Origin of the sequence: Flavobacterium foetidum, assembly GCF_004634245.1 — a bacterium.
Lineage (GTDB): Bacteria > Bacteroidota > Bacteroidia > Flavobacteriales > Flavobacteriaceae > Flavobacterium > Flavobacterium foetidum.
This window is the reverse complement of sequence record NZ_SJTF01000013.1, coordinates 120,550-134,611: the sequence shown is the minus strand read 5'-3', so window position 1 is coordinate 134,611 and position 14,062 is coordinate 120,550. Positions and strand designations below refer to the sequence as shown.

Below are 14,062 nucleotides of genomic sequence, written 5' to 3'. Positions count from 1 at the left end.
CTTATAAAGCTTTCGAAATGAAAAAATTAGTTTTAGTTTTTATGTTTTTTTCTGTTTGGTGTAGCGCTCAGCAAGACGCTCAGTTTACACAATACATGTATAATACAATCGAAATCAATCCTGCATATGCGGGTTCAAGGGGAGCTTTGAGCGTTTTTGGTTTGTATCGTACACAATGGGTAGGTCTTGACGGTGCACCAGAAACCAGCACATTTTCTGTAAATACTCCTCTTAATAATAACAGATTAGGACTGGGGGTTTCGTTGGTAAATGATAAAATCGGACCAACAAACGAAAATACTTTGTCTGCAGATTTCTCTTATACAGTTCCTACTTCAGAAAGTTTTGATTTGTCTTTTGGGATTAAGGCAACAGCAAATATGTTCAATCTTGATGTCAACAAACTAAGTTTCGAGAATCAGGACGATCCGCAGTTTCAGAACTTAGACAATAAAATCACGCCCAATATTGGAGCAGGAGTTTACTGGCACTCCGATCGTGCTTATGTAGGTTTGTCGGTACCTAATTTTATAGAAACCAATCGTTACAACAATGACGATACAGCTATTTTTAAAGAAAAGATCAATTATTACTTAATCGCAGGATATGTATTCAATCTGGATCGATTGCAGTATGTTAAGTTTAAGCCTGCCTTAATGACTAAAATGGTAGAAGGCGCCCCCTTGCAAGTAGATGTTTCAGGAAACTTTATGTTCAACGACAAATTTGTTCTAGGTCTAGCTTACCGCTGGAGTGCTTCTGTAAGTGCCATGGCCGGATTTCAAATTACAAACGGATTGTATTTAGGTTATGGTTACGATCATGAAACAACTCAGTTAAGAAAATACAATTCTGGTTCACATGAAATTTTCTTAAGATTTGAGTTTTTCAATAAGTATAATAAAATGATTTCCCCAAGATTTTTTTAATTCGATAAGCTATGAAAATCAAAATAATTACGCTTTTTTTATTGTTAGTCGGTGTTTTTTCTACTCTGAATGCTCAGAATGCTTTTTCGAGCTTAGGACTAAAATCGGCTGATAAAAAATACGAGGATTATGCTTATGCAGATGCCATAAAAGCATATGAAGCTCTGTTGAGTAAAAATGAAAAAGACGAAAGGTCGGTTCAAAGATTGGCTAATTCCTATTATTTCATTGGTGATTTTTCAAATGCACTAAAATGGTACGAAGAGTTGTTTAAAATCAATGAAAATCAAGAATCTGAATGTTTGTACCGATATGCGCAGTGTCTTAAATCTGCTGGAAATTATAACAAAGCCAATGAGGTTTTAGAAAGATTCAATCAGAAAGCGGCATCAGAAAAACGAGCATCTTTAATTCAAAATGATAAAAATTATTTAGACGAAATTAAGTTGAATTCAGGTCGTTTTCAAATTGCCGATGCCGGAATCAATTCACCTTATTCAGAATACGGAAGTATTGTCTTAAACAATAAAATTGTATTTACGTCTGCGAGAGATACTGGCGGAATTGCAAAAGCAAGTTTTCGATGGACAAACAAATCGTTCTCTAAATTATACACAGCCGCTCTCATGCCAGATGGAAGCGTGGGAAAGCCAATTCTTTTTCTTAAAAATGAAAACAGGAAATTTAATGAATCGACTCCTGTTTTTACAAAAGATGGACGTGTAATGTATTTTACGCGAAATAACTTTATTAACGGAAAAAGAGGAAGAAATGATAAAAAAGTGACTCTTCTGAAACTTTATAAAGCTGAACTGATTAATGGTGAATGGGGAAATGTAAAAGAACTTCCCTTTAACAGCAATCAGTACAGCACTGCACATCCGGCGTTAAGTTTAGACGAAAAGACACTTTATTTTGTTTCAGACATGCCAGGAACTATAGGGCAGTCAGACTTGTATAAAGTAAAAATAAATGCAGACGGAACTTTTGGAGCTCCCGAAAATCTTGGTAATGCAATTAATACAGAAGGAAGAGAAACGTTCCCATTCATCTCAGGAGATAATGAACTTTATTTTGCTTCAGACGGACGTCCAGGATTAGGTGGATTGGATGTTTTCGTTGCAAAGATAAAAGATAACGAACCGCTGGATGAAATTCAGAATGTTGGTGAACCGATCAACAGCAGGCAAGATGATTTTGCTTTTATTATTGACAGCAAAAACAGAAATGGTTTTTTCTCTTCAAACAGAGAAAACGGACAAGGACTAGACGACATTTATCGATTTACAGAGACTAAACGATTAATCTGCGAACAAGATATAACCGGAACAGTTGTAGATGCAGAATCTACTGAAACACTTAACGGCGCCGCTTTAATTTTGTTTGATGAAAAGCTTAATGCCTTACAGTCTATCATTTCTGACGAAAAAGGAAATTTTATTTTCCCAAAAATAAAATGTGGTAGAAAATACTCCATCCGATCTTCTAAAAATGAATACGGTATAAAAGAAGTGCAACTAAGCCTAAAAAGAGAAAACGGAAGTACAGCAATTGTCATTAACATGAATAAAATGTTTAAGCCGATTGCAGCGAAAACTATCGAAATAAAAAAAAATGGTGCCAAACCAGTAAATATCGGACCTATAAAAGTGGGTACAGATTTAGCAAAAGTACTCAAGCTTCCGATGAATTTCTTTGATCTTAATAAAGCTACAATCAAAAAGACATCTGAACCTCAGTTAAATAAGCTAGTCGCAGTTTTAAAGGAATATTCAACAATAAAACTAGATATCCGTTCTCATACAGACAGTAGGTCATCAGCTGCAAGCAACCAGATTTTGTCCGACAAGAGAGCGCAGTCAACCAAAGACTGGTTGGTAAAAAATGGGATAGATTCAAGTCGTTTAACAGCCAAAGGATATGGAGAAACGCAATTGGTGAACAAATGTGCAGACGGAGTGCAATGCACTGAAAAAGAACACATGCAGAACAGACGAAGCGAATTTATAATTGTGAGTTTGTAATTTATTTATAACATTAAGAATCAAAGACCTCTTCTGAAAAACAGTAGAGGTTTTTTTATGAATTAAATCTCAAAAAAATCAAATTGATGTATTTTCGATAAAAAAGCTTCGTAAAATAACAGCTTCATTACAAGAAAAATTCAAAAAGCTGAATTATGTTTTATAATGTTTAAAATGAATGAGTTGCGTATCATAAAAAAGAGAATAACCAAACATTGTAATCAATTTTTTATAACTTTATAGGATTCAAAATTTTTCAGATATGACGGCAGAACAAATTTTAAACACAAAAGGGAAAAATGTTTATTCAGTACTTTCAACAAATACTGTTTACGAGGCTTTGAAAGTGATGGGCGAAAAAAACATAGGAGCAATTTTGGTAATAGACGACAACAATTTAAAAGGAATACTTTCGGAACGGGATTATGCCAGAAAAATTGTTTTGAAAGACAAATCATCCAAAGAGACCTTTGTTCATGAAATCATGGAAAAAAATGTAATAACAATAACTTTGTCAGACAATCTAGATTCTTGCATGGAGTTAATGAGCACCAATAGAATAAGACATTTGCCGGTTATTGATAATGAAATCGTGGTTGGAATTATTTCTATCAGCGATGTGGTCAAAGCAATTATAGAATCACAAAAAGACACTATAAATCATCTAAATTCTTATATTTCTCAATAAGAAAACTCAAAAGATACATTATTATGAATAGTCCAGATTGTCTGGACTATTTTTTTGCGGAGTTTTAAATATAATTTTAAGAAAAGAAAATTGCAAAACGATGCCATTTTAAACGAAGACTTATATCTTTGTAAGCTAGAATAAAAGCTAAAATAATGAACAAAGAGAGTAAAAAAAGAGAGGCATTACTGTACCACGCAGAGCCAACTCCAGGAAAAATTCAGGTAGTTCCAACAAAAAAATATGCAACTCAGAGAGACTTATCGCTGGCTTATTCGCCGGGAGTTGCAGAACCTTGTTTAGCAATTGCAGAAAACATCGAAGACGTCTATAAATATACAGCAAAAGGTAATTTAGTTGCCGTAATTTCAAATGGTACAGCCGTATTAGGTCTTGGTGATATTGGTCCAGAAGCAGGAAAACCTGTAATGGAAGGAAAAGGTCTATTGTTTAAAATATTCTCTGATATCGATGTTTTTGACATCGAAGTAGATACAAAAAATGTTGAAGAATTTATTCAGACTGTAAAAAATATTGCTCCAACCTTTGGAGGTATTAACCTTGAAGACATTAAAGCACCAGAATCTTTTGAAATCGAAAGAAGGTTAATCGAAGAGTTGGATATTCCCGTAATGCACGATGATCAGCACGGAACGGCAATTATTTCTTCAGCTGCCTTAATCAATGCGCTTGAATTGGCAGGAAAAAAAGCTGAAGATGTAAAAATGGTAGTGTCGGGAGCAGGATCTGCTGCAATAGCCTGTACAGATTTGTATGTCTCCTTAGGAGTAAAAGTTGAAAACATCTTAATGTTTAACAGTAAAGGGCTTTTAACAAAAGATAATCCCTCGCTATCAGAACTGCAACTGAAATATGCAGTTAATGGAGAAAAAATCGAATTGGCAGAAGCCGTAAAAGGTGCAGATGTCTTTATCGGATTGTCTTCTGGAAATATTCTTTCACCAGAGATGTTGCTTACAATGGCGAAAAGTCCGATTGTTTTTGCGATGGCAAATCCTAATCCAGAAATCGATTATAATCTAGCTGTTGAAACTCGTAAAGATGTTATTATGGCTACGGGACGCTCAGATTTTCCTAATCAAGTAAATAATGTTTTAGGCTTCCCTTATATTTTTAGAGGAGCATTAGATGTTCGTGCTAGAAAAATTAACGAAGAAATGAAAATGGCTGCTGTAAAAGCATTAGCTATTTTGGCAAAAGAACCCGTTCCGGAACAGGTTAACGTAGCTTATGGAGCGACAAAACTTGGTTTTGGGCAAGAATATATAATTCCTAAGCCGTTCGATCCTCGATTGATTACCGTTGTCGCACCTGCAGTTGCAAAAGCAGCAATGGAATCTGGTGTTGCAAAAAATCCTATTACCGACTGGACAGCCTATGAAGATGCACTTCGCGAACGCATGGGTAACGATAATAAAATGGTGCGTTTGATTACAAACCGAGCTAAATTAGACCCTAAAAAAGTTGTTTTTGCTGAGGCTGATCAGTTGAATGTTTTAAAAGCGGCGCAGATCGTTTATGAAGACGGAATTGGTCTTCCAATTTTATTAGGAAACAAAGAAACTATCTTAGAATTAAAAACAGAATTAGGTTTTGATGCTGTTTTGGAGATAATTGATCCGAAAACAAACGAGGAAGAAGCGAGACGGAACCGTTTTGCTCAGTCATTCTGGGAGTCAAGAGAACGCAGGGGAGTTTCTAAGCTTGATGCTGAAAAATTCATGCGCGAACGAAATTACTTTGCAGCTATGATGGTAAATGAAGGAGAAGCAGATGCTTTGGTAACAGGTCATTCAAGAAGTTATCCGAGTGTTGTAAAGCCAATGCTTCAACTGATTCCTAAAGCATCTGGAGCTTCATTGGTTGCAACTGCCAATATGATGCTCACTTCACGTGGACCGATGTTCTTGTCTGATACAGCTATAAATATTAATCCGTCTTCAGAAGATTTAGTGAATATTGCACTTATGACGGCAAAAACAGCTAAAATGTTCGGAATCGAGCCAGTAATCGCTATGGTTTCGTACTCAAACTTTGGTTCATCAACGCATCAAAATGCAGCCAAAGTTAGAGAAGCGGTAGCGTATTTGCATAAAAATCATCCGGATATGGTCGTAGATGGTGAAATTCAGGCTGACTTTGCCCTAAATTCAGAAATGCTTCAGGAAAAATTTCCATTTTCTAAATTGGCAGGCAAAAAGGTGAATACTTTGATATTTTCAAATCTAGAAGCTGCGAATATTACTTATAAGCTTCTTAAAGAGTTGTATAAAGTAAATTCTATCGGACCTATTATGATGGGAATGAGCAAACCAGTTCACATTTTCCAACTCGGAGCAAGCGTAGAGGAGATGGTTAATATGGCAGCAATTGCCGTTATTGACGCTCAGGAAAAAGAGAATAAAAAAAATAAACAAGCTCAATAAATCAATCTGCAACAGTTAATAATATTGACGTAATATTATTACATTTTTGTTATATATTTGGAACTGATAAATTATACTTATGATAGCGCATTTGCAGGGAAAGTTAGTTGAAAAAAATCCAACAGAAGTTGTAATTGATTGTGGAGGTGTTGGTTATCAGGTGAATATTTCACTTCATACTTTCTCATTGATTCCAAATTCTGATTACATAAAATTGTATACGCATCTTCAAATAAAAGAAGATGCGCATACTTTGTATGGTTTTGCCGAAAAGTCAGAACGAGAAATTTTCAGAATGTTATTATCAGTTTCAGGAATCGGGGCTGGTATAGCTAGAACCATGCTTTCGTCAATAGAGCCAAAGCATATTATTAATGCAATTGCTTCTGGGGATGTCGCTGTTATCCAGTCTATAAAAGGAATTGGAAACAAAACAGCACAAAGAGTGATCTTGGATTTAAAAGAAAAAGTTGTTAAATTATACGATTTAGACGAAGTTTTAGCGGTTCAGAACAATAGAAATAAAGATGAAGCGTTATCTGCTCTAGAAGTTCTAGGATTTGTGCGTAAAGCTTCTGAAAAAGTGGTAGAACGAATTGTTAGGGAAGATCCAGAAGCTACTGTCGAAACTATTATCAAAAAAGCTTTAAAGAGCCTGTAAAATCATTTTATATTAAAGAATTCTATGCGTAAAATTTGTATTTTGTTGCTGATTTTATTGTGCGGTAATTTTTTGCATGCGCAGGTCTCACCCGCAGCTCAAGATACAACTAAGACTCAGTTTTCTGTAGGGAAAATTGATATTGAGGACCCTCCAAGCGTAGTTAAGGCTTACAGATACGACCCAATAACAGATCGTTACATCTATTCTAATACTGTTGATGGTTTTAATGCCAACTACCCGTTAATCTTAACTCCAAAGGAATACGAAGATTTGGTTTTGAAAGAATCCAGAAGAGATTATTTCAGAAAAAAAGCCGATGCTATTACCGGAAAAAAACAAGGAAGCGAAGCGGCAAAGAAAGATTTGCTGCCTAGATATTACATTAATTCCAGTCTTTTTGAAACTATTTTTGGGAGCAATACTATTGATGTAAAACCCACAGGGTCAGTAGAAATGGACTTAGGGTTGCGTTACACAAAGCAGGACAATCCGGCTTTTTCGCCTAGAAACAGATCCAGTCTAACATTTGACTTTGACCAAAGAATCAGTATGAGCCTTATGGGAAAAGTGGGAACGCGATTGGAAGTAAATGCCAATTACGACACCCAGTCTACTTTTGCTTTTCAGAATTTATTCAAATTGGCTTATACCCCTTCAGAAGATGATATTATTCAGAAAGTCGAGGTAGGTAATGTGAGCATGCCACTAAATAGTACATTAATTCGTGGTGCTCAAAGTCTTTTTGGAGTTAAAACACAACTCCAGTTCGGACGAACTACTGTGACGGGTGTATTCTCGGAACAGAAGTCACAAACCAAAAGCATAGTCGCAGAAGGTGGCGGAACGGTTCAGAATTTTGACCTTTTTGCATTAGATTATGATAATGACCGTCATTTCTTTTTATCTCAATATTTTAGAGACCGCTACGATGCTTCATTAGAAAATTATCCTTTAATAAAAAGCCGTGTACAGATTACACGTCTGGAAGTATGGGTTACAAACAAACAGAATAGGATTGCGGCAAACAATAATAACTTAAGAAATATTATCGCGCTTCAGGATTTGGGAGAAGGTCAGCTTACGAATGTTCCCGACGATGAATTGGTGGTTATCAGTTCTACAGCAGGTTTCTTTAATGGCCAACCAATAGATTCTCCAACCGACAACTCCAACAATAAATATAATCCAGCGACAATTGGCCAGCCAGGATCTTTCTTAAATACTAACATCCGAGAAATTGTAACTGCAAAGTCTGGATTCAACAATACAAATGTCAGCGAGGCAAGAGATTACTCTGTGCTCGAAAATGCCAGAAAATTAACAGTCAATACCGAGTACACTTTCAATCCACAGTTAGGATATATTTCGTTGCAGCAGCGTTTGGCAAATGATGAAATCTTGGCAGTTGCTTTTGAATATACAGTTGGGGACAAGGTGTATCAGGTTGGAGAATTTGGAAGTGACGGTGTTGATGCAACAGTCGTAACGGGAAACAACAATGCAAATCAGGCTATTATTACGCAAAGTTTGGTATTGAAAATGCTTAAGAGCAATTTGACAAACGTTCAAAATCCGGTTTGGAACCTGATGATGAAAAACGTTTATCAGATTCCGCAAGCTTATCAAATCAAACAGGAAGATTTCAGACTAAACATTCTTTATACAGATCCTTCTCCAATAAATTACATTTCGCCAGTTATCGGAAGCCCTTTTCCAGCGAATCCGGCTCCTCAAGATAGAGTTGAGGAAACTCCATTATTGAATGTATTCAATTTGGATCGTCTAAATTATAACAACGACCCACAGACCGGTGGAGATGGTTTTTTTGATTACGTTCCCGGAGTTACGGTTGACGTTCAAAATGCCCGAATTATTTTTACCACAAAAGAGCCTTTCGGAGAGCTTTTATTTAGAAAATTAAATAATGGCAACGGAGAGAATTACAATGACCCGACTACTTATAACCCGAATCAGCGAAAATATGTGTTTAGGAATATGTACCGAAACACACAGGCGGGAGCTTTGCAGGACAGTGATAAAAATAAGTTCTTATTAAGAGGAAAATACAAATCTTCAGGAAGTAATGGTATTCCGATTGGAGCTTTCAATGTTCCGCAGGGATCTGTTGTGGTTATGGCCGCAGGAAGAAGATTGGTTGAAGGAATAGATTACAGCGTAGATTATCAATTAGGAAGAGTCCAGATTCTAGATCCTTCTCTTCAGGCGTCAAATACTCCCATTGAGGTTTCATTAGAAAATAATTCCATTTTCGGCCAGCAAACCAGAAGATTTATGGGAGTTAATGTCGAACATAAAATTTCGGATAAATTTGTATTAGGAGGAACATATTTGAAAATGACGGAACGTCCTTTTACCCAAAAATCAAGTTATGGGCAGGAATCTGTTAACAATACCATCTTTGGATTTAACGGAAACTATTCTACAGAAGTTCCTTTTTTAACCAGATTAGCAAACAAATTGCCAAACGTTGATACAGATGTTCCTTCGAACCTTTCTATTAGGGGAGAGGTTGCTTTCTTAAAACCAGATGCACCAAAAGCAAGTGATTTTGAAGGAGAAGCTACCATTTATGTAGATGACTTCGAAGGTTCTCAGACTACAATAGACATGAGATCTGCTTATGCTTGGAGTTTATCTTCAACGCCATTTATAAATTCAATAAACGACAACACTTTTAATGCTAATTCTAATACTTTAGAATACGGTTACAAACGTGCGAAACTAGCTTGGTACACTATTGATCCAGTTTTCTATGCATCTAAGCCTTCAGGAATTTCAAACGATGATCTTTCATTAAACAGTACCAGAAGAGTTTACAGCCGTGAACTTTATCCGAATACAGATATTGCCCAAGGACAAATACAGGTTATCAATACTTTGGATCTTACTTATTATCCTTCAGACAGGGGGCCTTATAATAATAACCCAACTTTTGGCAGCAGTGATCCAGCGAGCAATTTCGGCGGAATCATGCGTGCTTTAAATTCGACCAACTTTGAGCAGGGAAATGTTGAGTACATTCAGTTTTGGGTACTTGACCCGTATGTTGGAAATGGTCAAGCAGCAACGAACAACACTGGTAAAATTTATTTCAATTTAGGAGAGGTATCAGAAGACGTTTTAAAAGACGGAAGAAAGCAGTACGAAAATGGTTTGGGGCCAGATCAGATAATGGTAAATCCGCAACCGATTTGGGGAGATGTTCCAGCTTCTCAGTCGCTTATTTATGCTTTTGATACAAATCCAGAAAATCGCAGAAACCAAGACGTTGGTCTAGATGGGCTTCCAAACTCACGAGAAGGTGCTGTTTATACCAATTATGCAAATGAGGCCGATCCAGCGGCAGACGATTACACCTATTATCTCAATACAGACGGAGGTGTCTTAAACCGTTATAAAAAATACAATGGGGTAGAAGGAAACTCAGCCGTAAGTGTTGATGATCCGAATCGAGGTTCGACTACTTTGCCTGATGTAGAGGATATTAACCGAGATAACACAATGAACACAATCAATGCTTACTATGAGTACAGTATTGATATCAAACCAGGAATGGATGTAGGTGATAAATATGTTACAGATGTTCGTCCAACGACTGTCGATCTTCCAAACGGAAGCACCACCAATGCAAGATGGATCCAGTTTAAAATTCCGGTTTCGCAGCCACAAAATACGATCGGAAATATAACCGATTTTAGATCTATTCGTTTCATGCGTATGTTCATGACCGGATTTAATGACCAAGTAACAGTTCGTTTTGGAGCTTTAGATTTGGTTCGTGGGGAGTGGAGAAGATACACGGGTACTTTAGATGCAAACGATCCGACTCCAGACGATGATGGTGTAGAATTTGATGTAGCCGCAGTTAACATTCAGGAAAATGGTACAAAATGTCCTGTAAATTATGTTATGCCTCCAGGAGTGCAAAGAGAGCAACTTTATAATAACAACACTATCATCAACCAGAACGAGCAATCTTTGGCGCTTCGTATTGGAGGTTCAGGTTTGCAGTATCAAGATTCGAGAGCTGTATTCAAGAATGTAAGTGTTGATATGCGCCAATACAAGAAACTAAAAATGTTCCTTCACGCAGAATCACTTCCAAATGAAAGCACACTGGCAGATGATGAAATGATTGGATTTATTCGTTTTGGTAATGACTTCACACAAAATTTCTATCAAGTCGAGATTCCTTTAAAAGTAACCCGAACTGGTGGTTCATGCACCATTAGTCCAGATCAGGTTTGGATGGACGACAACAATATTGATCTGGCCTTAGATTTATTGACAAGGATGAAAATCAAAGCGATGAGTATCGATCCCAATTCGAATCTGCGTGATGTAAACGGAATTTATTATCCAGATAATGATTCGAGTATCGAAGGAGATATTTCAATGCGTGATGGTAATAGCAGGTTAAGACTAGGTATTAAAGGAAATCCAAATTTTGGTTTGGTACGAAATTTAATGGTCGGAGTAAAAAATGCGGCAGATCATAAAGATATTAAAGGAGAAGTTTGGTTTAACGAACTTCGTCTTGCCGACATGGAAAATAAAGGAGGTATGGCCGCTTTATTGAATATTGACACCAATATGGCTGATTTTGCAACACTTTCGGCTTCAGGTAAAAAGAGCACAATCGGATTTGGTTCGCTAGAACAAGGAGCCAATGAAAGAGATCGTGAAGATATTCAGCAATATAATATTGTAACCAACTTTAATCTAGGAAAATTGATGCCTGTAAAATGGGGAATCAACCTGCCTTTTAATTATGCAATCGGCGAAGAAGTAATTACTCCAGAATACGATCCTTTTAATCAGGATATTAAATTGGATCAGTTGCTAAAAGAAACTACAAACGAAAGAGAAAAAGAAAACATCAGAACTCGCGCCGTAGATTATACTAAGCGTAAAAGCATTAATTTTATTGGGGTGCGAAAAGACAGAGCACCTGAGCAGAAACCTCATATTTATGATGTAGAGAACTTTACTTTCTCACAATCCTACAATCAGGTTGAAAGACACGATTATGAAGTTGAAGATTATGAGGACGAGCAATCTAATACCGCTGTAAATTATGCTTATACTTTCCAGGCGAAAGAAGTGACGCCTTTTAAGAAAACCAAATTCATGAAAGCCAGTGAATATTGGAAAATTTTGAGCGATTTTAATTTCAATTATTTGCCTTCTAATATTTCATTCAACTCAAATATCTTAAGACAAAGCAACCGTCAGCAATACAGACAGGTTGATGATGTTCCTGGGCTGGAAATTGACCCGCTTTATAGAAGAAATTTTGCTTTTAATTACCAATACGGTTTTGGTTTTAACCTGACAAAGTCTTTAAAACTAAATTATACAGCCGCGTCCAACAATATTGTTAGGAACTTCCTTAATGATGATAATACTCCTAAAGAGAATTTTAATATCTGGGATGACTATTTTGATATTGGTACGCCAAATCAGCACACGCAGCAATTGGTGTTGAATTATGATATTCCGATTAATAAAATTCCGATTTTTGGTTTTGTAAAAGCTAATTATTCTTATACGGCAGATTACAACTGGCAGAGAGCTTCGACTGCATTTTCTGAGTTTGAAGAAAACGGAAAAGTTTGGAATTTAGGAAACACGATTCAGAATGCCAATTCGAATGTTTTTACCACTACTTTGAATATGAATACGCTGTATAAATATTTAGGTTTGGTGCCTGGAGCTAAAAAAATGGCCAAAGCAAAGCCTGCAGGACCACCTAAACCGGGTGAAAAAGTAGTAAACAATGCAAAACCAACCGTAAGCAGCAGTCCGTTTTATGACGGTTTAATCGGTGTACTCACGAGTCTTAAAACCGTTCAAGTTAATTATACCGAAAACAACGGAACTGTCTTGCCAGGTTATACGCCAGGTGTTGGTTTCTTTGGAACTTCTAAGCCAAGTTTAGGGTTTGTATTCGGAAGTCAGGATGATATTCGTTATGAAGCGGCAAAAAATGGATGGCTTACAGATTATCAGGATTTTAACCAAAACTTTACGCAGGTAAGAAACAAACTTTTAAAGATTACTGCCAATGTAGACTTATTCCCAGATTTAAAAATAGATTTGGCAATGGATCGTTCGTATTCTGATAATACCTCGGAGCAGTATAGTGTTATCGAAAATCCACAAACGGGTGTATTAGATTATACACCGTTGTCGCCATATACATATGGAATGTTTTCTATTTCAACCGTAATGATTAAAACAGCTTTTTCGACCAGTACAGAGACACAATCTGCAGCTTTTGACGATTTTAGAAATAACCGTTTGATTATTGCAAATCGTCTGGCAGAAGCGCATTATGGAGGAGGGCCAATCCCGAGATATGGAGATGCTGATAATCCTATTCCGGCAGAAACAGATCCGAATTACAAAATATATGTTTCTAATGTTGGTTATCCGATAGGTTTTACAAAAAGCAATCAAGCTGTTTTATTGCCTTCGTTTTTGGCTGCCTATACAGGCTCAAATGCTTCTAGCGCGTCGACAGATATTTTTAGGAGTTTCCCGATTCCGAACTGGACAGTTAAGTATAACGGTTTGATGCGCTACAAATACTTTAAGGATAAATTTAAACGATTTTCTTTACAGCATAATTACAGGTCTTCTTATACGATTAATCAATTTAGATCTAACTTTGATTATTTTGAGACACCAAACGGACAAGATGTAAATACCAATTTCTATAACAAAACGGTAATGTCAAATGTCAATTTGGTGGAGCAGTTTAGTCCGCTTATCCGTGTTGATTTTGAGTTGAAAAGTTCACTTCGACTGCTTACTGAAATTAAGAAAGACCGTGCCTTATCTATGAGTTTTGACAACAATCTGCTTACAGAAGTAAAAGGGATGGAATATGTGGTAGGTTTAGGATACCGATTTAAAGATGTCATTTTCTCATCTAGACTCGCAGATAATCCGACTGGAATAATAAAAAGCGACATCAATATCAAGGCAGATTTTTCATTTAGAAATAATGAAACCTTGGTGCGTTATTTAGATTACGACAATAATCAGCTGGCGGCAGGACAGAATATCTGGACTTTAAAAGTGACTGCCGATTATTCTTTCAGTAAAAATCTGACCGCAATATTTTATTACGATCATTCGTTTTCAAAAGCAGTTATTTCGACTTCTTTTCCGTTGACGAATATCAGATCAGGCTTCACGCTTCGTTATAATTTCGGAAATTAAATTTTAGTTTCTAAACTAGAATTTATTAGAAGATTATTACATTTGTGGCATAAATTTTA

6 protein-coding genes are annotated in these 14,062 nt (G+C 36.4%); all 6 read left to right on the top strand.

Features of this window, described 5'->3' with window-relative positions:
- The first annotated feature begins 17 nt into the window (after positions 1 to 17).
- Positions 18 to 929, top strand: a complete 912-nt coding sequence (locus E0W73_RS16645) for a PorP/SprF family type IX secretion system membrane protein (RefSeq protein ID WP_135223174.1) — start codon at positions 18 to 20, stop codon at positions 927 to 929.
- Between the two features lie 11 nt (positions 930 to 940).
- Positions 941 to 2,953 carry an OmpA family protein gene (locus E0W73_RS16640; RefSeq protein WP_135223173.1) on the top strand — a complete coding sequence of 671 codons (2,013 nt, stop codon included), beginning with the start codon at positions 941 to 943 and terminating at the stop codon, positions 2,951 to 2,953.
- Positions 2,954 to 3,215: 262 nt separating this feature from the next.
- Positions 3,216 to 3,641 carry a CBS domain-containing protein gene (locus E0W73_RS16635; protein WP_135223172.1) on the top strand — a complete coding sequence of 142 codons (426 nt, stop codon included), beginning with the start codon at positions 3,216 to 3,218 and terminating at the stop codon, positions 3,639 to 3,641.
- A gap of 155 nt (positions 3,642 to 3,796) precedes the next feature.
- Complete coding sequence (locus tag E0W73_RS16630; RefSeq protein WP_135223171.1) at positions 3,797 to 6,088, top strand: NADP-dependent malic enzyme; 2,292 nt, start codon at positions 3,797 to 3,799, stop codon at positions 6,086 to 6,088.
- Between the two features lie 79 nt (positions 6,089 to 6,167).
- Positions 6,168 to 6,749, top strand: coding sequence for a Holliday junction branch migration protein RuvA (gene ruvA, locus E0W73_RS16625; RefSeq protein WP_135223170.1), 582 nt, complete (start codon positions 6,168 to 6,170; stop codon positions 6,747 to 6,749).
- Positions 6,750 to 6,773: 24 nt separating this feature from the next.
- Positions 6,774 to 14,003, top strand: a complete 7,230-nt coding sequence (sov, locus tag E0W73_RS16620) for a T9SS outer membrane translocon Sov/SprA (RefSeq protein WP_135223169.1) — start codon at positions 6,774 to 6,776, stop codon at positions 14,001 to 14,003.
- The last annotated feature ends 59 nt before the right edge of the window (positions 14,004 to 14,062 follow it).